General features: G+C 36.1%; 32 protein-coding genes and 1 pseudogene. 30 read left to right on the forward strand and 3 right to left on the reverse strand.

The genetic code is table 11. The features are described from left to right. Positions 1-295: 295 nt before the first annotated feature. Together K5Q14_RS09810 and K5Q14_RS08285 are read right to left on the reverse strand one after the other, a co-directional pair. On the reverse strand, positions 296-970 hold the full coding sequence (locus tag K5Q14_RS09810; RefSeq protein WP_010015793.1) for an ImmA/IrrE family metallo-endopeptidase: 675 nt from the start codon (positions 968-970) through the stop codon (positions 296-298). After that, positions 970-1,350, reverse strand: a complete 381-nt coding sequence (locus K5Q14_RS08285) for a helix-turn-helix domain-containing protein (protein ID WP_135198180.1) — start codon at positions 1,348-1,350, stop codon at positions 970-972. The genes K5Q14_RS09810 and K5Q14_RS08285 overlap by 1 nt, the downstream gene beginning before the upstream one ends. 730 nt (positions 1,351-2,080) lie before the next feature. Here K5Q14_RS08285 and K5Q14_RS08290 point away from each other — a divergent pair. The 27 genes and pseudogenes from K5Q14_RS08290 to K5Q14_RS08420 form a co-directional block, all read left to right on the forward strand. Then, a complete protein-coding gene (locus K5Q14_RS08290) occupies positions 2,081-2,272 on the forward strand; it encodes a hypothetical protein (protein ID WP_002816169.1) in 192 nt (63 codons plus the stop codon). Further along, positions 2,265-2,414: a hypothetical protein gene (locus K5Q14_RS08295; protein ID WP_220735326.1), complete on the forward strand. Its 150-nt coding sequence runs from the start codon at positions 2,265-2,267 to the stop codon at positions 2,412-2,414. Before K5Q14_RS08290 ends, K5Q14_RS08295 begins: the two co-directional genes overlap by 8 nt. A gap of 81 nt (positions 2,415-2,495) precedes the next feature. Further along, entirely contained in the window at positions 2,496-3,203 is a 708-nt protein-coding gene (locus K5Q14_RS08300) for a hypothetical protein (protein ID WP_220735327.1), read from the forward strand. Positions 3,204-3,224: 21 nt separating this feature from the next. Next, positions 3,225-3,671, forward strand: a complete 447-nt coding sequence (locus K5Q14_RS08305) for a hypothetical protein (RefSeq protein WP_220735328.1) — start codon at positions 3,225-3,227, stop codon at positions 3,669-3,671. Beyond that, the gene (locus tag K5Q14_RS08310; RefSeq protein ID WP_135400510.1) at positions 3,665-4,753 is read left to right on the forward strand and encodes a P-loop NTPase family protein; all 1,089 of its coding nucleotides are present in this window, start codon (positions 3,665-3,667) and stop codon (positions 4,751-4,753) included. The genes K5Q14_RS08305 and K5Q14_RS08310 overlap by 7 nt, the downstream gene beginning before the upstream one ends. Before the next feature lie 425 nt (positions 4,754-5,178). Continuing rightward, entirely contained in the window at positions 5,179-5,496 is a 318-nt protein-coding gene (locus K5Q14_RS08315) for a hypothetical protein (protein WP_220735329.1), read from the forward strand. Further along, positions 5,477-6,661 (forward strand): replication initiation factor domain-containing protein, encoded by a 1,185-nt coding sequence (locus K5Q14_RS08320; protein WP_220735330.1) that lies wholly within the window; start codon positions 5,477-5,479, stop codon positions 6,659-6,661. The genes K5Q14_RS08315 and K5Q14_RS08320 overlap by 20 nt, the downstream gene beginning before the upstream one ends. Positions 6,662-6,686: 25 nt before the next feature. Then, complete coding sequence (locus tag K5Q14_RS08325) at positions 6,687-6,986, forward strand: hypothetical protein (protein ID WP_014975108.1); 300 nt, start codon at positions 6,687-6,689, stop codon at positions 6,984-6,986. Between the two features lie 5 nt (positions 6,987-6,991). Then, complete coding sequence (locus tag K5Q14_RS08330; RefSeq protein WP_100665009.1) at positions 6,992-7,963, forward strand: conjugal transfer protein; 972 nt, start codon at positions 6,992-6,994, stop codon at positions 7,961-7,963. Positions 7,964-7,975: 12 nt separating this feature from the next. Further along, positions 7,976-8,239, forward strand: a complete 264-nt coding sequence (locus tag K5Q14_RS08335; RefSeq protein WP_014975110.1) for a TcpD family membrane protein — start codon at positions 7,976-7,978, stop codon at positions 8,237-8,239. A gap of 1 nt (position 8,240) precedes the next feature. Continuing rightward, a complete protein-coding gene (locus K5Q14_RS08340; protein WP_029508924.1) occupies positions 8,241-8,675 on the forward strand; it encodes a TcpE family conjugal transfer membrane protein in 435 nt (144 codons plus the stop codon). Between the two features lie 57 nt (positions 8,676-8,732). After that, a complete protein-coding gene (uasX, locus tag K5Q14_RS08345) occupies positions 8,733-9,854 on the forward strand; it encodes a serine-rich aggregation substance UasX (protein ID WP_150289013.1) in 1,122 nt (373 codons plus the stop codon). A 31-nt stretch (positions 9,855-9,885) separates the two neighbouring features. After that, entirely contained in the window at positions 9,886-10,407 is a 522-nt protein-coding gene (locus K5Q14_RS08350; protein WP_220735331.1) for an antirestriction protein ArdA, read from the forward strand. Then, the gene (locus K5Q14_RS08355; RefSeq protein ID WP_002816182.1) at positions 10,407-10,598 is read left to right on the forward strand and encodes a hypothetical protein; all 192 of its coding nucleotides are present in this window, start codon (positions 10,407-10,409) and stop codon (positions 10,596-10,598) included. Before K5Q14_RS08350 ends, K5Q14_RS08355 begins: the two co-directional genes overlap by 1 nt. Before the next feature lie 62 nt (positions 10,599-10,660). Further along, a complete protein-coding gene (locus K5Q14_RS08360) occupies positions 10,661-13,186 on the forward strand; it encodes an ATP-binding protein (protein ID WP_220735332.1) in 2,526 nt (841 codons plus the stop codon). 118 nt (positions 13,187-13,304) lie between these two features. Further along, positions 13,305-13,409: a putative holin-like toxin gene (locus K5Q14_RS08365; protein ID WP_004903361.1), complete on the forward strand. Its 105-nt coding sequence runs from the start codon at positions 13,305-13,307 to the stop codon at positions 13,407-13,409. 152 nt (positions 13,410-13,561) lie between these two features. After that, entirely contained in the window at positions 13,562-15,634 is a 2,073-nt protein-coding gene (locus tag K5Q14_RS08370; RefSeq protein WP_220735333.1) for a CD3337/EF1877 family mobilome membrane protein, read from the forward strand. Further along, positions 15,631-16,029, forward strand: coding sequence for a thioredoxin family protein (locus K5Q14_RS08375; RefSeq protein WP_220735334.1), 399 nt, complete (start codon positions 15,631-15,633; stop codon positions 16,027-16,029). The genes K5Q14_RS08370 and K5Q14_RS08375 overlap by 4 nt, the downstream gene beginning before the upstream one ends. A 19-nt stretch (positions 16,030-16,048) precedes the next feature. Continuing rightward, positions 16,049-16,561 (forward strand): hypothetical protein, encoded by a 513-nt coding sequence (locus tag K5Q14_RS08380; protein ID WP_147000516.1) that lies wholly within the window; start codon positions 16,049-16,051, stop codon positions 16,559-16,561. 2 nt (positions 16,562-16,563) lie between these two features. Further along, positions 16,564-17,094 (forward strand): hypothetical protein, encoded by a 531-nt coding sequence (locus K5Q14_RS08385; protein ID WP_211640338.1) that lies wholly within the window; start codon positions 16,564-16,566, stop codon positions 17,092-17,094. Beyond that, positions 17,094-17,723: a hypothetical protein gene (locus tag K5Q14_RS08390; protein ID WP_220735335.1), complete on the forward strand. Its 630-nt coding sequence runs from the start codon at positions 17,094-17,096 to the stop codon at positions 17,721-17,723. Before K5Q14_RS08385 ends, K5Q14_RS08390 begins: the two co-directional genes overlap by 1 nt. 45 nt (positions 17,724-17,768) lie before the next feature. Then, positions 17,769-19,028: a phage tail tip lysozyme gene (locus K5Q14_RS08395; RefSeq protein WP_220735336.1), complete on the forward strand. Its 1,260-nt coding sequence runs from the start codon at positions 17,769-17,771 to the stop codon at positions 19,026-19,028. 16 nt (positions 19,029-19,044) lie between these two features. Then, a complete protein-coding gene (locus tag K5Q14_RS08400) occupies positions 19,045-19,710 on the forward strand; it encodes a hypothetical protein (protein ID WP_014335258.1) in 666 nt (221 codons plus the stop codon). An 86-nt stretch (positions 19,711-19,796) separates the two neighbouring features. Next, on the forward strand, positions 19,797-20,099 hold the full coding sequence (locus K5Q14_RS08405; protein ID WP_014335259.1) for a type II toxin-antitoxin system RelB/DinJ family antitoxin: 303 nt from the start codon (positions 19,797-19,799) through the stop codon (positions 20,097-20,099). Beyond that, a complete protein-coding gene (locus K5Q14_RS08410) occupies positions 20,096-20,440 on the forward strand; it encodes a type II toxin-antitoxin system PemK/MazF family toxin (RefSeq protein WP_014335260.1) in 345 nt (114 codons plus the stop codon). Before K5Q14_RS08405 ends, K5Q14_RS08410 begins: the two co-directional genes overlap by 4 nt. Before the next feature lie 114 nt (positions 20,441-20,554). After that, the gene (locus tag K5Q14_RS08415) at positions 20,555-20,857 is read left to right on the forward strand and encodes a hypothetical protein (protein ID WP_014335261.1); all 303 of its coding nucleotides are present in this window, start codon (positions 20,555-20,557) and stop codon (positions 20,855-20,857) included. Further along, positions 20,821-20,916: pseudogene (locus K5Q14_RS08420) on the forward strand (IS30 family transposase); the annotation flags it as partial. The gene K5Q14_RS08415 and the pseudogene K5Q14_RS08420, both read left to right, overlap by 37 nt. Here K5Q14_RS08420 and K5Q14_RS08425 read toward each other — a convergent pair. Next, complete coding sequence (locus K5Q14_RS08425) at positions 20,875-21,066, reverse strand: VOC family protein (RefSeq protein WP_014335262.1); 192 nt, start codon at positions 21,064-21,066, stop codon at positions 20,875-20,877. The pseudogene K5Q14_RS08420 and the gene K5Q14_RS08425 overlap by 42 nt on opposite strands. Before the next feature lie 150 nt (positions 21,067-21,216). On the opposite strand from K5Q14_RS08425, the gene K5Q14_RS08430 reads away from it, so the two are divergent. From K5Q14_RS08430 to trxA, 3 genes are all read left to right on the forward strand, one after another. After that, the gene (locus K5Q14_RS08430) at positions 21,217-21,633 is read left to right on the forward strand and encodes an Lrp/AsnC family transcriptional regulator (RefSeq protein ID WP_014335263.1); all 417 of its coding nucleotides are present in this window, start codon (positions 21,217-21,219) and stop codon (positions 21,631-21,633) included. An 18-nt stretch (positions 21,634-21,651) separates the two neighbouring features. Then, entirely contained in the window at positions 21,652-24,156 is a 2,505-nt protein-coding gene (locus K5Q14_RS08435; RefSeq protein ID WP_373306153.1) for an excinuclease ABC subunit UvrA, read from the forward strand. 122 nt (positions 24,157-24,278) lie between these two features. Then, a complete protein-coding gene (trxA, locus tag K5Q14_RS08440) occupies positions 24,279-24,605 on the forward strand; it encodes a thioredoxin (RefSeq protein ID WP_010276702.1) in 327 nt (108 codons plus the stop codon). Positions 24,606-24,608 lie beyond the last annotated feature (3 nt).

Here is a 24,608-nt window from a genome sequence, read left to right on the forward strand (position 1 = left end):
CCAAAGCTTGTATGGATAAGGTGACGGACGACTGAACGATCGGTCAAGTGTTTGTTTGATTAAAGTTTTTTTCTTCCTAAAAACAAGGGAAAAACTATCTTCGGCTCTAAACTTCCCTCACTCTCAATCAAGCATTTGTGACTTGCTTGTGTCAACAATTTCTTTTAGTTTTCTCTATTTATTTAGATTTAAAGACAATAAAAAAAAGCCACAATCATAATAATAACCACGGGCGAGCTTAACTGTTGTGGTGGCGGTTGGCTGTCGCGCGGTTTCCGTGTTTGGTGGCAGATTTTTAGAATGATTTAAGATATATTTTTTGATCGTCCATATATTTTGTTGTTATGCTGTTGGCATATATGAATGGATTTTGAATGATTTTATCTTCTTCACAACAATCTATATTATTTTTCATGTAGTAGTATTTGAGATAGTTTTTTATACGATTTTTTAAGGCTTCATGGCTGATTTCAAATTCTTTGCAGATTTGATTAAATTTAAAACCATTATTTATGTATTGATTTAAAGCATTATCATTGATCAAAAGTTGACTAGCTAATGTATTGGCTTCTTGTTCTTTGATTGTATCTTCTGCTGAATAATCATTGCCTATAATTAAAGATGAATAGGTTTCGTTTTTTGTATTACTGTGTAGTTGAATGTGTGATAATTCGTGCAGAATTGTAAAATGTTGTCTGCTTGCAATTGAAGTATCATTATAATAGACCATGGATAAATATTTGTTGATAATTGTTAAACCATAAATACCATAACTACCGTTGATTAGTTTGTTAAATTGACGTTTGTTAAGTGGTGATATGGTTATTTTTTTTGTGTCTTTAAAAAATTCTGTAACGTTCCACCACCTGATTTGTGTTTCTCTAATGTGGTAGTATTCGCTTACAGTCTGGGCTAATTCTTTGCTGATTTGCTGTAATTCCAAATATTTTTCAAGTTCTTCTGGGTACATTATTTCGTATCTTTGTCTTCTTTCTCTTGCTCTTTTCGTGCTTCTTCAATTTGTTTAAAGGCAAAGTCTTTTAGTAATGTGAGTTGTGCTTTAAACTCGTCTCTATCTTCTTCTGGTACGTTTCTCATGTCAATTCTAAAGAACATTGAGGGATCATCTTCTTCATCAATTGGGCTTGGGTCGTTACTTCTTCCTAAGAGGTAGTCGGTATTAGTGTCTAGAATATTAGCTACTTTTTCCAGGTTTTTGGCATTTGGCGTTTTATTTTTCCATGTATAAATGGATGTTTTTGCCAAATTTGCGTCTTTTTCAATTTGAGATAATGATAATTCTTTTTCTTTTGCTAAATATTTAATTCTATCTAGTAATGTTTCTTCCATAATTTCGACTTTCTAAATGAAAAAGTTAAAAAAGATGTTGACATTGAACTTTTTCATGTATATAATAGTATTTGTAAGTTAGTTGAAAAAAAAGCCCAGCAATTTGGGCGACATTTAATTTTATCCATTTGAGTTAATTTTTTATCTTCTATCCTTATGAGAGAATAAAAAAAGGTGCGCAAGGCACCAGACGAAGTTATAAAAACTGAATATACAGTCATTTAGATAACAATTATATTCATTTTTACAATTACCTCTAGACAAGATAATTGTATGTGAGATATTAAAATAATGCAAGTTTTTTGTGCTTATTATTTTGTTTTGCTACCTGGCGAGTAGTCATGGGGTCGAGCTTTCATATCTAGCTCGTGATGATTAACTATGTTATGTCAATTAATCATTAACTACTGTAATAAAACCCGTAGCGGTGTCAAAGGCGCGCAGAGTGTGGGGGAGTTAAACGTGAAGTAGCGTTTGGCAGAACACAAATTGTAGATGTAAAGAATGCCAGGATCATTTTTTAAAAGTGTGAGCGTTCGCAATTATTGGTTATGATCCATTTGAGATTATCGCTGGTGTTGTTCAAAATAGATATGGATTGATAAGTTAAGTTGGTTTTTAGGTTTTTTTTACAACTTAATTTATTGTTGATGAATTATAATTTTTTTATAAATTACGTGCTTTTTAACTAATTTAGTTGATCAGGGCGTTTTATTGTCGGTAGGTGGTTATGGACGAATATCCTGATGTGTTTACATTAGATGATGAGGGTCTATTAACAACCGACATTGAATTAATTAAGTGGTTCGAGGAAAAAGATAATCAAATTTTGAAAGGTTTGATTAAACCTGAAAATTATATCCCACTTAGTGAGTATGAACAAACGTATCATGAAAGGCGGTTTAAACGTTATTATGACTAATGATGAGGGCAAGACGAAAATATTCTTGCGTGGTGATTTTGAAAAGCCTTTAACGGCAGATGAACATACAGAATTGTTAGCTGATTTAAAGCCATTGGCTGGTAAGTATGAGTTGCATGTGTCGGTTGAGACTAAAATCTAATGGTTTGTTGTTAAGAACATTTTGATTATTTGATCTAGAGTGTTCTTTTTATTTTGATTAAGAAAGCGAGTTTTTATTTTTATGAGTAAAATGTTGAAGTTGTTGCCTGAAAAGGGTAACTTGAAGTTTTTGTATTTAGGCACACCTGATAATGGGCGACCACAGTTTTTGATTGAAGGGTCTGACGCTGATGCCTTGACTGTTACACCAGTTGGTAAGTTGCCAGAGGGATTGAAGCCAAAAGATGTTGTGAAGTTTGAAAATATGACGCTAGATTTGGTGCCAATTGGTGGTTCACGGACTAAGGTTTCTGGTTTGACTGCTGTTATTAAGAAAGAGAATGAAACAGTAGCGACTACCTGGGAGAATGAGTCAGCCCGTACTATGGTTGTGGTTAAGGGTGAGTATTTCCCTGTTGTTGATACAGATTTCTTTACGGGTTCATTTATGTATGGTGCCACTCGTGATGTCTTTGAAACTTTGACGTATCAGGAACAACAAGATCGTGGATCCCGTGTTGGTGATTTGATTGCTAAAGATGTTCGTGTGAGTGATGAAAATGGTAAGGCATTAACAGTTCGTGTACCTGTGGGCGTATTCCCAGAGGGTGCCTTTAAGCCATTTGATAAGGTTGAATTTGAAAATTTGGTTGTGTCATTATTTGACGGTTCAACCAATGATGATCCAGATCAAGATGTTTTGTTCTTCTCTGCTAGTGGTATTTCAAAGGCAACTGCTGATAATAAGCCACAAACAACTGGTAAGCCTGTTGAAGCCAAAACTAAATAATGGCAAGAAAGGGGTTAATCAATGAGTCAGTTATTTCCCCGTGGTTTCCGTGTTCGTTATTGGCATAGGCATTTAAGGCGTGATGTTTTTATTGCGATTGGATCTGTGCCAGTGGTCATATTTTTGATCACGATTATTTTTCGTTTACTTGCCATTATGCCATCTAGTAAAGGGCTAGTCAGCTTCACCAAATCATTGGTTACACAAGTTGATTGGTTATCTTTCGTCAATAGTTTGTTACCAGGTCTTTATTTAACTTTGATTGCTATGGTTGTCTTAGTGCTTGGTGCAAGTTATTGGTATTGGAAGACTTATCAATTTCAAGGTTTTTGGGCGACTGTTTTTCGCTTAGAAAGGCTATCTAATTGGCTAATTGCTAATCAATATTATTTGGTCAAGGAGGTTGATGAAAAAGAACACCGTTTGAGTTTCAATTTGGGTGGTGAGAAAGGTGGTTGGCATTGGTAAAACAAAAAATTAAGCTGCCAAAAGTTAGTTTAAAGAACAATGGTAAGGTTGGTTTTTCAATCTATTTACCAATGGACGGACAAAAGTATCAAGATCGTTTTCGTGATCGACGTATTTCACAACCTATGTCGGCTATGTTGTTTGCGGACGGTGTGGGAACAAATGATATTTTTGGGTTTAAGTCATTTGACTTTATTTCTAATCCGTTGGGATTACGCTTAGGCTTATCTGACATGACCATAACAGATCATACGATTGAAATTATGAAAGGGGTTGTTTGGGATTATGAAAAATATCCCCAGGCACTTATTTCTGGTGATACTGGTTCTGGTAAATCATTCTTTTTGTTTAGTTTGCTGAATGGTCTGATTAAAAGTGGTGCGATTGTTGATGTTGCGGATCCTAAAGAGACTGATTTATCAGTGCTTGGTAAAACAGCGTCACTAAAGTATCGTGTCACTTATGGTCGTGATCGTATTCTAAAATCATTTTATCGTTTTTATTTGGAAATGATTAAGCGTGGTCGTGAATATCATGATTTATTGAATGATAATTTAGAAGAAAATGTTGGCAATTATCGTAAGTATGGATTGAAACCACATTTTTTTGTTTTTGATGAATTTGGTGCGTTTGTTTCTGGTTTGAAATACAACGAAAGTGAAGCGATCCAGCAAATTTTGGGACAAATTACTATGTTAGGTCGTCAATTAGGTTACTTTGTAGCGATTGCTATGCAGAAACCAACGGCTGATACGATTGGTAGTGCGTCTCGTGATCAATTCCAGTTCCGTGTGGCACTTGGTAAGATGAAATCTAGTGGACTGTCTATGATGTTCCCTGATGATGTTGACGAAGTGCAGTTTAAGGAACTCTCAAAGAATTTAAAGGGGTGGGGTTATTTAGCTATGACACCAGGGCAAGCCAGATCATTTTTTGCGCCTGCTATTCCTAAAGACTTTGTTCCGTTTAAATATTTTGATGAATTAGGTCAGCAATATCCAGCCGTTCCAGTTGAGCCAATGGGTGAGATTAAGGAATTTTTGGATAGTAAAAGCGCTAAATATGTAGAATTGAACTTTTAGTTAGTCCCTATTAGTTATTTGGCAGGTCTAATTTGATTTATATAGTGATTGTAGGCAGTCGGGGTGCATGAGACGTTAAGCAAAGCACTTACAGCACGTTGACCCTTTTCAGCCATGGAACAGCTCTGCTGTGGAAAAGGAAGCGCCCAGCTCTGCTGGTGCGCGACTGGTGGCGTTGGAAAAGGGGATTACGTGCCGTTGTGTCTTTGTAGCCGATTGTGCGCTGAATAACGTACAAGCAGTTGTAAAATTCGCCAACCCCCCAAATTACTAATAGGGGGGGTAAATTGACAAATAAACCGACAGGTAACCCCTCCTCAACGCCTGGGGGAGTAACTTTTAAGCCACATTTTTATTGAGGGGCAAAATTGTAATATCTGCCCTTTATATTAAAATAATGTAATAAAAGTCCTAAAGGAGCTGATATGAAGTGTAAGTATTTAACTCTGTTACCTCATGGGACGAATGGTAGAACGTATGACTCTAGTTATGCGTTTTTATTTTGTCGTTTTGATGAGAAGACAGATGAGGTAGAACAAGGCCAAACATATTTAGTTGAAGCAGATAAGTTACCGCCAAAATTAGAAATAATGGATATTGTTGTACCTGAAAAAGTTTATCAGGAGGGAGGTGGCGATTGGGTGATGTCGTTTAAACCTATTGATAATAACCAGCGTATTGAACGTTTAGATTATTGGAATGATATTGCCGAACGTTTAAGATATGTCAGAGAATTACGCTAGTTTAAATTTTGATCAGATGATTGGTTGCGATTTAGTACAATTTCGTATTCATTATCATTTGACGCAGAGCCAAATGGCTTCATTTTTGATGATTTCAAGGCGTACTTATGGGCGTATGGAAATGAGTGAGGATAGTTTGATGACCGTTTTAAATGCTGATCAGCGATATGTTTTGAAAACCTTTGTTGGTAGTCAGGGTTTGTCACTTTGGTTAGATTACCTGGGCATGTCCTTTAAAATGCGAACGCCTGAAACGTTAATCAAGCTATTTTTTGATAATCGCCTTGACCTATTTGTTAAGCGTGATAGTGGACGATACGGCTACAATGTTGCTTATTCATTTGGTGGCTTATCCTACATTACGATTTACGGTAAACGTGATAGTCCTGAAAGTTTTATCGACTTTTCGGGTAGTGGTATTCGCTTAATGGAAATGTTGTTGATAGGGCAGGGGTTAGTTTGGTCTCACTTTATCAATATTGCCCTGGCAAATGGTGGTAAGGCAACACGTATGGATTTTGCGTTTAATGATATGTCTCGTATGTTTGAGATCCCAGAATTATATCAAAAACTTATGACAGATGAGTATACGCAGAAGTTTAAGAGTGATCCACAATATTATGCGGACGGTAAAAATGGTGGTTCAACGATTTATTTTGGTTCACGTTCATCAGAAGTCTTTTTTAGATTTTATGAAAAGGATAAAGAGCAAGCCAAAAAACACTTTGTTGAGCCAGAAGCCATTCCTGTTAAAAATCGTTACGAAGTTGAGTTGAAACAAAAACGTGCGCAAACTATGGCGGAGCATGTAGCCAACGGTCAAGATGTTGCTGGTGAGTTGTTAGCCTATTTGCGTGATTATTTACAATTTTATAATCAGCCCGTTGTTGGTTTAGATAAAAAGGAAATTGCTAAATTAGATCTATGGCAACCCTGGGTAGTATTTTTAGAACAAGCCAGTATCGTTGATTTTCAAGCAGAGCCTAAAGAGGTGTCAATGGATCGTTCATTGTCTTGGTTTATTAATCAGGTAGCACCGACTTTAAAAGGGCTGATTGAGTATTATGGTCAGGAAAAAATTGATGAAATTCTTGATGATACGGAATTGAGTCAACGTCAAAAGAAATTGTTATCAGTTGCTGAAAAGGTCAACCTACCTTTTTAAAAGTTAAAAATTGGAGGACACACAGATGTCAGAACAAGGAACACAATTCAAAAAAGCACTTAGCGCTACTGCAACCGAAGTCGCTAATTTTAAGGTATTGTCAAAAATCGAAGACGGTAATTTGTATGCTGCTGTCAACAAGGCTAAGGAAATCATGGAAAATGATCCAAAGTGGAGTGATTTAATCGGTGATGACTTAGCGAGTTTACGTCGTAACTTGGCTGTGTTGAACAAACAATACAAGTCATTGCCAAAGGTGGCAGACAACGTCATCAATTTAGCCGAAGAAATTACGCAAAAAGTAGATCGGTTTGGGGGTATGTAAAATTTGTGTTTGATAAGTTGAAGTCAATCAAAAAGGGTTATGTCAAGTCTCGTGATAAGCCAGACCAATCATTGCCTTATGCCAAAGTCCAAAAACGGGGCAAATGGATTAGGCGTTTTGTTAAAATTGCCCTGGTGTTAGTTGGTTTGAGTGGTGCAATTGCTTTTATTAAAGCTAGTAATGTGAGCCAGACTAATCATAAGCTCATTGCTAAGATGAAAACGTATGATGACAAGCTAGAAAAGGCTAGTATGGGACAAAGTGTTTATTCACCTAGTCTTAATCGTTATGCGCAAGGTTTTTTTCAAACCTATTTCACGCAGTCAGATAATGATGATGATAAGCAAAAACGTTTGAAAGCCTTAAAAAAGTATTTTGCCACTAATATCAGTAGCACAATTTATGATAATCAGGACTCGCAAAAAGAGACGTATGTGGGATCCAGATTATTAAATACGTTTACCAAAAATGACGTGAAGATTGCACAGTATCAAGTTGGCTATACAGTTGGCAACGATAAAAATACAATTATTCGCGTTTTTAATTTGCCTTTTGCTCAAAAAGCAGGGCAGTACACTGTTTTGGCGTTACCTTATGCCACAACCGAACAAGATATTGTCGGACATGTTGGCAAGATTGATCAAGATGATACCAATAATGCCACGTTGGCAAGCAGTCATAAAGTTCAAGCCTTTGTCAAAGCCTTTAGTGAGAAGTATGTGAGTTCAAAAGCTAGTGATATGTCCTTAATCATGAAAGAGCCAGAGGGACTAGAGGGACAATATGCAGTTAAAAGTATTGATCAAGTCAACGTTTCAGGTTCTAAGGACAACATGAACATTAAATACTTGTTGACACTAACCGATACAGAGACAAAGCTGGAACATTCAGAACAGATTACCTTGACCGTTTCGCCAAAGGGATCAACCTATTATGTGGTTAAGATGATCCATACACAAGGCGGTCTATTAAATTAAGAGGAGGCTATGATGAAAGCAATCATCACAAATTTTATGTTTCAAATTCCCACGGGATCCATTAGCTTTACGGGTCTTCAATCAGAAGTAGCTGGTTGGGTATCAGCGTTTATTGCAATGGGTATTATGTATTTAGTTGTCAGACACTTTATAAAAGGGTCAATTGGACAAATAATAGTCAGCCTTGCTGTTGGTGGTTTGGTCTACTTCGTTGTTAAAAGTCCAGATACTGTCCTTAATTCTATTGGTGGTATCTTTAAAAATATATTTGGTTAATATGGCAGAAGTTTATAACTATCAAAAGGCGTTGAAACAAGATATTGTCATTCGCAAAATTTCAGATGAATATAGCTTACCTGTTGGGATTAGTTTGAAACCAGCCATTATATTTTTTGCTTCAGTCGTTGTTATTTATCTTATTTTTCACGTGCCATTGCAAGCTTTTTATCATGCTAACTCTGACTTAGGTAAATTAGTTTATGTGGGCGCATATATTGCCATGCCTGTTGGGATTGTCTCTTTATCAAACAGAGTTAAGCCTGACGGCTTAGGATTAGTGCAGTATGCCATTTCAATTGCGACATTTGGTATTAAAAGAATACTTAATCGAACGGTTTATTATCATGATCGTGTTTTGCCGACTGGTTATTTTGAAGAGAGTCACATGGCAGATACACCAATTATTGTTGAAAAATCTAAAAGTCATGATTGACGTTAAAAATCAGAAAGGATAAGCGCAAAAATTAGCGCTTTTTATTTACAAAAAATTATGGAAAATTCAAAAACATACAAGTTGTACAAATCAGGTAAGTTGTGGGTAATCGGAGCTGTTGCAGTAGCTGGAGTAGCTGTGAGTGCTAATACCACACAAGTCAATGCTGACACAGTTTCAAACACGGACGCACAAGCCGTGAAAACGACTGATACAGTACAAGATGATAAGCAAGCGCAATTGACTGCTTCATCAACTGATCAGACTAAAACTGATGATACGGCTAAGGCTGATAACGTTTCATCAACGGCTGAAAAAAGCACTGTACCAACAACTGATACTAGTACAGCACAATCAGTACAGGCGACTTCTACTGTATTGCCACAAGTCAAGGCAGTTGCCTTAACGGCTAGTGTTGATCCAGTGGCAAGTGCGACATCATCAAGTGATGATTTTGGCGATAATGATGATAGCAATTTACCAGGTGGTGACACAGGTTCAAGTTCATCATCAGACAATGGTGGAACGAGTTCATCAGATGATAATAGTGGCACTGATACGCCAACACCAACACCAGGTGATGATGACGATAATGGTTCAACATTGCCAGATGATAATGGTGGATCGAGTTCATCATCAGATAATGGTAGTTCTAGTTCGTCAACTGATAATGGTGGTTCATCATCAGATAACGGTGGATCAAGTTCATCATCAGACAATGGTGGTTCAAATTCATCAAGTGATCAAGGTGGCTCATCAAATAATGGTGGGACAGATAACTCAAATGCTGGTGGATCAAGTTCATCAAACGACACCAACACAGTACCTTTGACACCGACAACACCTGATAAGAATGATCAGGGTGAAATCAATCATGTTAAACCAGTTGAAGTCACACCCGATAGCTCTGGTAATGTTGTTTCAGTCCCAACACAAGTCGCTAGTGTGCCTAGTGTTGCCCGAGCTGTTGAATCCTATAATCAAGCGTTAACAGCTAATGATAAGGACGCTAAGAATGACAAGGTTGTTGAAGCAAAGAAAAAGCTAGATGTCGCTGTTGCCAAAGCCCTACCAGAAACACATGCAACACAAGCAAAATCATCAATTGGCATTTTAAGTGCTGTTTCAGGCGTTTTAGCAATGACAGGCGCATTGATATTCAAACATTTTAAAAATTGAGGAGTTCGCACCTAAAGGGGGTGTTTTTTTAATGATTAAGTTTAGTGAAATTAAAATATTTGTTGTCGCTGTGAATGTACCGTCTCTTGGTCAATGGTTTACATTGCCTGTGTCACCTAGTCGGGTAACACAAGTTTTAAATGAAAAAGGCGCGATTGGATCAGATACTGGTAACGAAGAAATCATGATCAGTGATTATGAAGCACCATTTAAAATAGATCCTTATGAGTCGATCGTTAAGCTAAATAACATGGTTGAGAGTGCCAAAAGAGCGGTTGAAAATGGTGTTGATGAGCAAACTTTAGCTGATTTATATGATCAAGGGTTAGTTTTACTTGATAATCAGATTGACAGCCAAGTTGAAAATTTAACAATTATCAAAGCAGAAGATGAAGATGACTTAGCCAACGAAGTGATCTCAAGGCGTGGTGGTGTTGGTCAACTATCCAATGATGAGATTGAGACCTATTTTGACTTTAAGAAGTACGGACATGATCTGATTTTGGGTGGTGGTTTCACGAAGCTACCTCATGGCGATTATGTAGGGTTGTAGTGTTAGTTGCAGAATTTAAAGCGATTTATAATGCTTATCTCTATGATCTTAATGTCACTGATATTAAGTGGACGTATCTCAAAACTACCCTTGAATTGCGCTATTTTGATGAGAATGGCTTAATTCAAATCAGGTGGCGCATTAAGAATGGTTTTGTGTTGGAAGATACAAAAAAAGTGATTGTCTATTAGCAATCATCTGCAAAGCCTAGACTTTGTAGGTACATAACAAATAAAAAAATAAGGAGACATCAATGAAACTAGTAGTACCATTTAAAGCCGTGAAAGATAATATTTTATTAACCCAGGGCAATGAAGCCTGGGCATATTTCAATATTGAAGCACTAAGTATTTCAGATAATGATGAGGCCGGTATTTCCAAACGACAAACACAATTGAGTCTGTTATTTGATCGGCTCGCTGATTTTGAAGATTTTGAATTGCGTCTTTATAATCGTGATTTGGATTTGGTTAATCGTTATAAAGAATTACAACCCTCTTTAGCAACAGATATGGGTGAGACAGCCGTTCAAATGATTGTAGATGAAATTAGTGCAATCACTGCTACTGGTGTGTCACAGACAATTGAACGTTTTGTTTTGGGTATCAAATTACATAATCAAAATTCTGGTAAAGTGATTAAACAAGCCACTAATGCCATGAATAACTTTGTAGATGAGTTGGCTGGTTGGTTTAATTATGAAAAGCTATTTGACGAAAAACTGTTTGATGATTTTAGACCTAGTGAAAAACAGGCTTATGAAAAAGTTGGCTATTTGGATCATACAAGACGTTTGACCACTGATGAATTAGTTCATTTAATGCGTAATAATTTTATCCAGGGACAGCTACATGATTTTAGAAAAGTCGGACAAGAACGTGATATTTTCAAATTAAGTGATACTGTGATTGATGATGGGGCAGTGAGTGGCTACGTTAAATTGGTTAATGATGATAATGTGTGTTATGTTGCCAAATTAGTGTTATCGACAACGCCAGAAAACATCACAGGCTTTCATTTATTCCGACTAGTACAAAATATGAGTTATCCAATCGACATCAATTTGAAAGCACATTATTATAAGTCAGAGGGTATCTATGGCTTAGCAACTCGTGCTGGTCAATCGTTAAAGACTGCAAATAATAATGTGAAAGAGCGTTATCAAGCGGAGGGATTTTCTTCTAGTAAAGATGATAAAACCATTGAAATTGCCGAAGTGCTAAATGATCATATTTCAGAAAAGAAAAATTTCTTTTCCACCTTAGTCACGTTTACGGTATCAGCGGAAGATATTGAAACCCTACATGATCGTGTTGCTAATTTAATAGAATCATTTAGGAGTATTGACGTGAATATTGTGAAGCCAATCGGTGAACAAAAACGTCTTTTCTATTATGATTTAATGGGTTCTGATGTGTCCCAAAACCGCTATTGGGTGCAATTATTGACCAGTGAGGGTATCGGTGAGTTGTTGTTTGCCGTCAATCAACAAGTTGGTAGTAACATTGGCTTTTATATTGGACGTGGTGCGCCAAAAACAGTTGCCAATAGTACCCAGGACGCATTAGACAGTTCAAAGCGCATGGTCTTTTTTAATCCGTTGATTACCAACGAAATTTTAGACGGATCGACTAGCACAACAAGCCCTAATATTATGATTACGGGTAAAACAGGTAGAGGAAAGTCTTACCTCACTAAAATTATTTTGAAAATTATTCAACTTTCAAATGCCAAAGCAATCTACTTTGATCCTAAGCAGGAAATGCGTAAATGGTATTCAGCGGTATTAAATGATCAGACCTTTAAAGAAGACTATCCAGATGAATATACATTATTGAATAATGTGCGTTTTGTGACACTTGATGTTTCTGATAAAACAAATTATGGTGTTTTGGATCCCTTTATTGTGATTGATGTGCGGCATACAATGGGACAAACACAGTCAGGTGAAGAAAGCTTAAAGGCTACGGTACAAGAAATTTTTAAACAAATTTATCGTGATTATGGTTCCTTAATTGCCGAAACAGAATTAGATCTTGCCATTAATAAAATTATTCAAAAGCGACAAGCTGGTGAAACCGTTGGTATGTTAGATGTCATTGAAGAATTAGCCCAAAATGAAGATGATGATGATGTGAAACATTTAGCTAAGTTTTTATCAGGTAAAGTCACTCGTAGCTCATTATCTCTAGTCTTCTCACATGGTGAAAGTGAGGGCTTGAAGTTAAACAATCGGGTTACCATTCTTGAAACAGCAGGCTTGACATTGCCACAACATGACAAAGCCAAACAGGATTACACCGAATTTGAGGTAGCAAGTATGATTGTGATGACGGTGTTAGGGGTCTTTAGTCGGACATTTGCGACACGAGATTATGATGAAAAAACGGTTGAAATATTTGATGAAGCTTGGACGTTTACAACGTCTGATATTGGTAGTCGTATTTTTAATGAAATGGCACGTATTGGACGTTCTGCCAATAACTTGTTAATTCCCGTGACACAATCAGTTCATGATGTTAAAAGTGATAATTTTGGTGTTTTATTTGCCTTTGATGAGGATAAGGAGCAGCCAGATATTTTACAACATGTTGGTTTGCCAGTTAATGATGACAACATCAAAGAATTAAGTAATATGGTCATGGGACAGTGTTTCATGAAAGATATTTATGGACGGGTTGAAAAAATAACGGTTGATGAGCCATTGGTTGCTATGCAACGTGCCTATCAGACGGTTAAAGCTGGGGACACGGCACAAGCCGAAAAAGCTTATCGCTAATATGTTAAAATAGAACAGTCGATAGTTAAGTTAAGTGGTGGCTATTCTTTCAACAGAAAAGAGGTGGTGCTTATGGTGTAAAGCCTATAAACACGAACTCTAGGAAAGGAAAAGCCTGGTGTCTGTTTCAGACGCTTTACAGCTCATGTTTATGTTTGGCACTTTTATAGTTGCCTTACTAGCATTGGTTGTTGAGTTGATTAAAAGTCAACAAAAAAAATAACCACTCAACTTTGCACGGTTGTGGTTATTAAACACTAATATGTGAATAGTCACTGCTTAGCAGGCTATTGATGTTAAAGGGAGTAGTTCGAGCTACTTCCTTTTTCTATACACAATTATAACATGATGATTGAAATGATGAAAGGAAAACACATGCAAATCAAATTTTGTCGGAAGCTGATTATTTTGGCTTCTTTTTTGTTTGTTTTAGGCTTTGCGCAAACGCAAGTGTCCGCAGATGATAGCAGTAGTTCAAGTAGTACGTTAGTTAATCAAGATACGCTTAATGCGATTGATGACGCTTCAAAACAAGCTGATAAAGCGGTAGATGAGGTCACCAGTGACGCAGAAAAGAAGTCAGGCGATACGAATACAACTGATACCTCATTTAAAGCCAGTGACGCACAAAACATCAACAAGCTTAATGACTCACTATTTTCATGGCAACCCTATTCAGAAAAAATTGGCGTGACTGACTTAGCCAATAATACAGGTATGGGCTTAGCTAAGTTCTTTTGGTATTTGAATACTTTGATTTATCAAATCAATGATGAGTTATTAAGTGCTTTATCAAATGACGGTAATTTATCAAAAGCCTTTACACAAGCCCAGAACGCTGTTTCAGGTAAAGTAAAATCTATTTTTGATCAAGGCAAGTTGTTGTTTGGTGGATTAGCTATTATTGTCTTAGCGATTATGGGGTTCATGCACTTTGCTAGTGGGCGTACGTCATCAGCGGTTCGCATGGTGGTTAATTTTGTTGGAATTTTATTAGTCGCTACGCTTTGGTATGGTAATGGCAATGAGTTATTTAATCAAATCAATGAAGCCAGTGATGCCGGACAGGCGCAAGTCTTAAAAGTCATTGGTAATAGTAATGATAATGTTAAGCCAGGTGACACGTTAAGAGTGGGGTATTTTGAGCGATCCATTGAACGCCCTTATTTCTTGATGAATTATGGGCAAGCCACGGCTGACGCAGTTTCAAAGAAAGGATATTCTCCATACCAACTCATATCAACGAATGCACAAAGAGATGATGAAAAAGTTCAGACACAGGTAACAAAATTAAAACAAGTCTTCCCTACATTAGGTAAAAACAATTCCTTTAATAAAGCGGGTATGAGCTTAGTAGCAATCGTGGTATCAGTTGTGAATGCTATTCCTTATGGCGCAGTGGCTTTGTTTAATATCTTTGTTATGGTCATTGAATTGGCTTTGTATCTCTTGTCTCCGTTTGTTTTGGTTATGGCGTTATTCCCACAATTTGCCCGTAACGGTTATAAAATTGTTGGCGCAACAATTATGTGGGGTATTGCTAAAATTGGGGCTGGTTTCTTAATTGTTTTGGTCGGGGCTTTACAGGCGTTCACTGATAGTTTTATCCCAGCGATTAATTTCGGCTCATACGCAGTTAACGCATTCCTATTCTTTTTCTTAGTCTTTATCGTCTATAAGTATCGTGGTAAGCTATTTGAATTTGTTGGGGTTAGTTACTCACGAATTGAGGGACAAATGCCACAAGCCATGCGCTTATCTAATCTACGTGAAAAGGGGCAGAGTATTAAGCAGTCTAGCGTTGGTCAAAAAATAAGTCAAATGGGACCAATGCAACGTATGTCACAAAGGCGTGATGTACGTGATGAGATGAAAAACAAACAGGCAGATGAAAAACGACAACAAAATCTTTCTCGTGTTCGTGATCAGTTGTTAGGCAAAGAGCAGGCAAAAACACAAAAATTGTCAGATAAAAATAAGAAACCATTGACGGTTGATGAATTTAAAAAGCCAATGGATTCTAAAAAGTCTGATGATCCAAAACAGTCAGCGGTTGAAAAAGACGGTGTTCATTTACCAAAATCAAACTTTGAAGCTAAACAACCTAATAGTCGTGTCAATAATCCAAAAAGTAAGGATAATGGTTCAGATAGTCAACAGGAAGTGGCTAAAAAGCGTGAAGCGATTAAGCGTCAATTATATGGTGATCAAGCAACACAATCACAACCTAAGACACTTAATAAGGTGCCTGATAATCATAATAACTTTGAGCAATCAAAGACACCAAAACGTCAAGAAATCGCTAATGATCAGAAAAAAACAGTTAATCGTGACAAAATAGCTCGTGAATTATTAGCCGAACGTGATAAGCAAAAGGAACAAAAACAAAAGTTACGTGATGAAAAAGGCAGTCAGTTAAAAAATAAATTTGGAAAGGATAACTCGTGAAAAAAATGAGCTTAATAATCGCTACAATCGTTGTGGCAGTAGTAACTACGGCGTTTTTACGGTATAATAATAAGTATCATGATACACCAAATGATCAATTAAAAACGGCGTTTCATCAAACCCTGGGTAAGCATAAAACCGTGATCGTTTTTCATAAAAAGGGGTGTTCAACCTGTGAGAAGTTGACGGGTGATGTCAATAAATTACAAAAAATGCGTGATCAAAATAATCAGGCAACCATTGTCGTTGATTACATGAATTTAGTGACACGACAATATTTTGAACAGTATCATGTTCAAGTGGCACCAACTGTCTTAGTGGTACAAAAAGGGGCAGTCATCAAACGTATTGTGAAGCCAACACATGAACAAATGGCACAAATTGCGAGAGAATAAATCAATTGATTGGAGAGTTATGAATAAAAAATCAGCGTTGACATTGGGATCTATTGGGGGCGTGTTAGTCATTTTGATTATCATTATTGCCTTTATAATGACGGGACAACATAAAACTAACTCACAATCTAGTAGTACAAAATTGACAAAAATCAATCAAACTAAAGTTATGAAACGTATTGATTATGAAATATTTTCAATGAATAATGATGGTCGTTATGTTGAAAATGTTGATAACGAACCTACTTATGTAGACGGTGAAAAAGTTGGTGAACGGTCAATAACAAGTATGGTATATGTTAGTGCAACGGGGAAAGAGGCACCTAGTGACGGGGCTGGAAATTATAATACTTTCTTCAAAAATCATGAGATAGACAATTTAACAACAAAGTGGGAAAAAGACGGCAATTCATTTGTTGCTAAAGGCTACTTTGTTGTTAAAGATACGGGTAAAAAATATCCATTTGCCTTTGAGTTCAACGCTGATTATATGATCCTACAAGAGTGGTATGGAAAGGATATTAAAATTTAAAAATGACAAACACTAGAATAAAGGTGTTAAGTGCTATTGGGTTCTTCCTGATTGGCGCTTTTTTTTATACACAATTTCAAAAATCACAAATCAAACAAGCGACTGCCACCGTTGCTAAATTATCAGCGACACAAACGTTGATTAACAATAGTGGCACAATCACAAAAGTGATTGCTAATGATAATCAATTGCCAGATAATAGCCAATCAAAAGCCACTGTTAATGCTTTGTTTAATGCAGGCTATGTGTCAGACAAACAAGTGTTATCAAAGGTGGCAAATGATAAAGTCAGAAAGTTTGTTAAACAATTTCTAGGGCAATTAGAGAGTGATCCAGCACAAGCAAAAAAGTGGCATGTATCAGATAATCAATTGCAATTTAGCCAACAAAAAGACGGCATATTATTTTTTGGTGCCTTAACGGCAACTAATGGTAGTCGCACAGTTAATTATCAATTATTGGGACAATTGAATGCAAAAGGTAATGAGGTCATCTCATTGACTTTAGGTAATCTCACAAAGGGGGATCAATAATGACACGTAAAACAGAAATTGGTTATTACGCCCTGTTAGTGGTTTTGGTTCTTGGTGGTTTGCGCTTTGGTCATTTGATGTGGCAACAACAACAAACCTTATCACATTTGCAGAAACAAGCTAAGCAGTTAAGACACAAACAAGTCACTGCTAAAACTAGTCATCAAAAAGTGAAGCAAGTGGTTGCCAAAAGTACCATTACGAAAGTTAGTGAGACTAGTCAACAGTTCTTTAATCTTGCTTATAATTGGTCATCTGGATCTGATTATAAAAAACGTATCACGAAAATTAAGCAAGCTAAATTAGTAACCAGTCAAGTTTTAGCCAATGATTATTTATTTCCAGAGGTTGGTGGCACGGCTGATTACATTGATAATAATGGCTTGAAGTCTAGTGTGGTGCAAGTGGTGTATTATCCAAAGGCAACCAATGATGATCAAACTAGCGGTGTCGTTGGTGTGGCTGTGAATGCGAAACATGATAGTGATGTTGGCAATGGTGAGACACGTTACTACTATTTCAATATTGACTATCAAACTAGTGATAATCAAATTACTAGTCTTGATTATGTTGGGCGGTTAGCCGTTAATCAAAGCACTGATTTTAATACTTTTAATCCTTATGAGTAATCATTAAGGATTTTTTTGTTAGTCAAAATTCAGAAAGGAGATCATGTGAAAAATAAAGTTAAACAAGCAGTTGTGATGAAAATTGCCTTGTATTGTGCGCCACTACTTGTCATTTTAATACCAGTGCTTTTAATAATTGCGCTAACAATGAACAATCCTAGTGTTGTCTGTCAGACTGATACAACCACCACTACGACAAGTACAGATAGTGGTTCCAGTAATGGATCCTTAACTGATAAAAATTCAGATATTGGTAAAAGAGTTAGCTATATTATTGATCGTTTTAAAAAAGCTGGTTATTCAGGGGACAATATTTCAGCAATCATTGCAATTGGTTGGCGTGAAAGTAATTTAAACCCTAAAGCGGTCAATCCTGCTGGCTCTGTTAAAGGTATCTGGCAATGGGGTGCTGGCGGTATTAACGGTAATCGCTATCAAAATACGGCAGATACAGTTGAAGCCCAGGTAGATTTAGCGTTTAAAGAATTGGCAAGTAGCCATACCGTTGCTAGATTGGGATTAGCAAATGCTAAAGATATTAATAGTTCAGCTTTAGCCTGGGACACAGGTTTTGAGGGTGTTGGGGCAAGTGATCCACAGCGTAAAGTGTCCGAAGTGAAGGCTTGGGCGGAGTCCATTAAAAAAACGTATGATCTTAATTTTGAGGGATCATTGAGCAGTGGCAATAATGCTGTTAGTGATAGCAATACATCAGCAAGTAATAGCGCAGACAGTGATAGCAATAATCAAAGTGCTTATTGTAATACTGATGATAGTGGTTCGGCTGACGGTACAGGCAAGATTAAAGAGAGTGGGCTATCATTTTGGGACAAAAACAGCATTCCAGATGACATTAAGCCCTACGTGCATAATATTACGTCCAAAAAACTAGACTGGAGTTTAACAACACCAGACGCTTACAATCAGTGTGCTGGTTTTTCACAAGTCTATATGAATGAGATTTGGTCACCAAATTTTACCTTTAGAGGAAATGGTAATGTTACGGCAGAAGCAGTGGCAAAATTGACTGGTGCTAAGGTTACCACAACACCAAAGGCTGGGGCGGTTTTTTCTTCTGATCGTCCTAATCATACGGGCGTGGTGTTACATGTTTTGGCAAATGGTGACTTAATTATTGCTAATCAAAATGCGGTCAAATCTGGACAGAATGCAGGCACTAGTAAAGATTATGAAATTACGTTAGTGCCTAAGAAATCGTATGCTAAGGACAGTCAAGCCGTTGGTTATGGTGACATGACTTTTGCTTATCCTGGTGACAATTCAAAGTATAAATTACATTGGTAAAGAAAGGGAATAGATTATGACAGCAGTACAAGTGGGATCAGATATTAGTATTTTGCCAGATAGTGCCTATCATTTGGTGAGAGAAATCTTTATAACCGTTAAAAATGATTATCTACATTTATATACGGCTTATCAGAGTTCAAACAAGTTAAGTAGCAAGGCTATGCAGTCAGTTTATATTGAATTGGCACATTTCTATCAACGGTATGACGATAAAATGACACCTTATTTAGTGCAAGATTTATATGAGCAAATTAAGCAGGTAGAACGTTTAGTAGCATTATTAACAACGTGTGACCAGGCATTAGAAAATTTAGATCAGACCATTAGTTTAATTGAACATCAATATGAAGATGAAGCTGTCATCAATGACGCTATGAAAACTATTCGTAAACAGTATCAGGCATTGCTAGAAAAAGTTGGCTTAGACGGCAGTGTTATTGATCATGTTAATCAAGCAATAGATCATATTCATGGTCAATATCGTAAATTACAGGTTCAAAACAAAGCGTTATTTTTTGCACAATTGGAAAATATTCACGATCAAACAATTAAGTATATTCGACACTATATTGAGATTGAGTTTATTCAAAAACGGATTGATTATGGATTTGATCAGTTTAATACATTTTTGCGATTAGTCGTTGATAATGCCGTTTATCGTAAACAAGTTCATAATTAAATGAATTAACATATCATAACAATACATACCAATATCTAACAAAAAGTGGTATAATGGTATTAAATAAAGTAAGAGAGGTATTGGTTATGAAAGCTATTCAAGTATCTGCACGGGTTGATCAAAGCATAAAAGAGTCTGCTCAAAAAGTATTTGAACGTCAAGGGTTAGATATGGCGACGGCCATTAAAATGTTTATCACTAAGACAGCTTACGAACAGCAAATACCTTTGTCAGTTCAAGAGTCTAATAAACATGCCTATCCTGATGACTGGTTTAGTGAGCAACGTATTGCCAATCGTGATGAAATTACGCGTTTAGCATTCGAAAAATCACCAATTCAGGATTTAGATTTATCTAAGAAAGAAGACCGTGAGGAATTTATGCAATGAGTAGTGATATTCGTGAGCATAGTATCATGATCGCTGATTTAGCTTATGATGAAGGGCGTGAAGCAGGATCTAAGGTACGTCCAGCATTTGTTGTGAAATATGATAATCAAAAGATTACGTATTATAAAATCACGAGTCAATTTAATAATAAGTCTGATTATTTTCAAAATAAGTATTTTGAAATTAAAGATTGGGCGTATGCTGGATTAAAAAAACCGTCCTGGATTGATACATTTAAGATACGTCGAGTAGATGAGCAGTATGTTGTGATTAAATTTGTTGGTTATTTGTCAGCAAATGATGAAGCCAGGTTCGTAGAATTTTTATCTAATTTAAATTAATAAACAGGGTTAGTAATTACAGTATTATGGTTGCTAACCTTTTTTTATTTGCTTCAAGGAACAAGTGTTCGCATAATGTTAATTACAAATACTAATTAATAGGAGAATTTGATTATGGTAAAAGAAATAGAACCAGAGTTTAGTGCCCTGGTCACTAATTATTTTCAGCATGATTATAGGGAACGTGGTATAAAAAAGTGGCGTGGTTTTTTTCTAAGTGATCACACTTCTGCGTTTAATCGTGAAGCTGTGAAACATCAGGAAAACGAAAAGCAGTTACCACAAATGAGCTTAGATGAAATTAAACGTGTTGCCTTACATGCTGGTGCCAATTATCATTTTGTGTCTGTACAGCTTAATGAAATGAACTATAATTATGAGATCAAATTAATCATTGGGTTAATGCCAGACCAATGAAAACGCTCAACTGGCAATCACCGCGAAAAGTCTTTCAGCAACATGTGGTGTTCGGATGATTCTTGCAATCTTCCATAATTAATACCATTCAAGTTATTATTCGTTTTATAGTCCCAGCCAAAAACATTATTGAAAAACTGCTGTGTTTCTTCAGTATTAGAAGAACCTATTTCAAACCATGCTACTTTATTAAATTGATTTTCATTCATTTTTTGAGTCCTCCTTTAATTAATAACTATAATTGTGGGTGAAAGTGATCAATAATTAAATACATAATATTAGGTTTTTTATGAAGAAAACCTTACTTTATAAGTTCTTTATATAAATATTAGTGGGTATAATAAAGAGGAGGGAATAAAATGGTAGATGATATTGATATTAAAATATTACGTCTTTTGAAATACAACTCTAAAATAGTTGTCAGGCATTTGGCAAGAAAAATACACTTAAGCGCTCCAGCAACTGCCGAAAGAATTAAGCGACTAAAGGAGCAAGGTGTTATTAAACGCTACACAATTACGGTAAATCCAGAAAAACTCGGGTATACTAGACCATTTTTTATTAGAATTAACACAGCATACTTACAAGAAAGACAGTATTTACATTTTATTAACAATAATCAAAAATATATTTTACATCATTACCGAACTACTGGGAATTTTAATTATATGCTTGAAGGTTCATTTAGAAATACCTATGAGTTCAATTTATTTTTAGATAAATTAGAAGTGTTTGCAAAATATGAAGTTATTGATATTCTCGATGAAAAATTCTAAAAAGGTTATGGTGCAATGATCAAATTACCATCCAACATTGAAGTACGAGGCGCAAAAGTAAATAATTTAAAAAACGTTGATATAGATATTCCACTGCATAAATTTGTGGTTATTTCGGGACGTAGCGGATCAGGAAAATCTTCCTTGGCTATGGGTGTCTTATATGCAGAAGGTATGCGACGCTATGTTAGCTCACTATCAACATATACGCGAAGACGGTTGGCTCAGGCTAAAAAAACAAATGTTTCAAGTATTAAGAACATTCCCAGCGCTATTGCGCTAAAACAACGCCCTTCAATCCCAGATGTCCGTTCTACTGTGGGTACGATGACTGAAACATTGAATCTCTTACGTTTAATATTTTCTAGAATAGGGTCACCCGTGTGTCCAAATGGACACCGTATGGAACCCACAATAGATATTGCAAGAGCTATGGACCTACCTAATGATGGTGTTAGCCATATGGGGGAGATTACTTGTCCTACTTGCCATGTCGCATTTAACGCATATTCTGCTGAAGATTTTGCTTTCAATTCATATGGCGCTTGTCCTACATGTAATGGTTCTGGGACAACCAAAAAGTTAGATATAGAAAAATTAATTTCCAACCCTAAACTAACCATCAGAGAGGGCGCGGTTGAATCATGGAAAGTACCTGGCCGTAATTTCATGCCTTATGTTGTTGAACAAGCAGGAATTAACATTGATGCCCCTTACGAAAAATTGTCTGATAAAGATAAAGAATTTATCTTAAACGGTCAAGAGCAAAAATATGAAATAAATATTCCAACCAAATCTGGAAAAGTATTTCATATGGACAATGCAATATATGAAAATGCAAAAAATGCTATTATACGTACATTCGAAAGTACAGATAATCCCAAAACGTTACAGCGTTTAGAAAAATTCTACAGCACATCAACCTGTTCTACATGTCATGGATCTAGATTTAACCCAGAATTATTTACACAAGTATTAGTCGACAAGAATATTGCTGAAGTAAGTGATATGGAGCTAGCACAGCTACTAATATTTATAAAAAAAATTAAGCAATGGCTTCCAAAGGATGTTTTTACACTTGGAAATAGATTGTTAAATGAATTCAAAGAATTGATTACGCCCTTAATAGACTTAGGACTTGATTATTTAACACTATCCAGACCAGGAAGTAGCTTATCAACGGGTGAGCTACAACGTATTCAATTGAGCCGCACCTTACGAACTGAAACAACTGGTGTGCTATATGTATTGGATGAACCCTCAATCGGTTTACACCCTTCAAACGTTGATGGATTAATAAAAATAATTAGAGGATTAGTTAGACAGGGTAATTCAGTGGTAGTAGTTGATCATGACACTTCAATTATTTCTTCTGCTGATTACATCGTGGAAATCGGTCCTGAATCAGGAACCGAAGGTGGCGAAATTGTTGCTCAAGGAACGTTACCAGAAACTATTGAAAACAAAAACTCTCTTATCAGACCATTTTTAAATGGCACTGCTCAGATTGTCCAACGACCTATATGGGAAGATAACAAGATTCTATACGACATGGGCTCAATTGATATTTCCATTAGCAATTACCACAACATTAAACATGTATCTGCAGGTTTCCCAGTTAATAAATTTACCGTCATCAGTGGTTTTTCAGGAGCAGGTAAATCAACTTTATTGTTTGATGCATTGATGCCAGCGCTGCAGAATAATACTCCAAATTTTGTCACGAAATTTAATCCCGGAAAAATCAAAAATGCTTTTGCCATTAGCGCTGCACCAATAGGAAAAAATATTCGCTCAACGGTGGCAACATATACAACTATCCTTGATGACCTGAGAGATATTTTTTCCTCCCTTGCTGAAAGTAAAAGAAATAAATTAACTAAAAAAAGTTTTTCTTATAATCTACAAGATGGTGCCTGCCCCACATGTAATGGTACGGGAGAAGTAAATTTAGATATTCAATTTCTGCCCGATATGCAAGAAATTTGTCCCGCCTGTCATGGAGACAGATATAACAAAGATGTTCTGAAAATTAAATGGCAAGGATATAGTATTGCCGATATTTTGAAATTAAATATTGAAGATTCTCAAAAAATATTTAGTGAGCGTCCCAAAACACTAAGGATTCTCAGGATCTTAGAGGACATTGGATTAGGTTATCTCACATTAGGAGAAAGTACTATGGCTCTTTCAGGTGGAGAGTCCCAGAGACTTAGGTTATCAAAGTTTATTAATAAAACACAAAAAAACAGTGTTTTTATTTTTGATGAACCAACAATAGGGCTGCATCCGTTAGACGTTCAGATACTTATAAAAGTAATACAAAAGTTAATTATGCAAGGCGCAACTGTTATTGCTATTGAGCATGACTTAGATATGATAAGAAATGCTGATTTTATAATTGATATGGGACCAGGGGGTGGCACTCGAGGTGGTGAAATATTAGCAGAAGGTACTGTTGATGATATTATTTCTAATTCGCATAGTGTTACTGGAAAATGGATTAAAAAAAGTATGAAATAAGTAATTATCTTATGTTGATGAGATTGCTAAAAACTAAGAAAGAAGGTAATATATACCCTAGGGGGTATATATTACCTTCTTTCTTAATCATAGAAACCTAGAATATTTGGAGGAAAGCAGAAATGAGTGCAACAATCAAAGAAATTACTGATAGTACATTTGAAAATGAAACACAAGAAGGGGTTACTTTGACCGATTTTCGTGCTGATTGGTGCCCGCCATGCAAGATGATGGACCCTATACTACAACACTTATCAGAAGAAAATCAATTAGGCGGTAAAATAAAGTTTACCTCAGTAAATATCGATGAAAATAAACAGGTTGCCAGCCAACTAGGCATTCAAGGTATCCCCACGTTAATTATTAAGAAAAATGGTCAAGTCATTGATAAAATTGTTGGATTTCATCCTAAAGATGAAATCGAAAATACTTTAAAAAAGTATATCTAAGAG

The sequence above is a fragment of the Leuconostoc inhae genome (assembly GCF_019656015.1).
Lineage (GTDB): Bacteria > Bacillota > Bacilli > Lactobacillales > Lactobacillaceae > Leuconostoc > Leuconostoc inhae_A.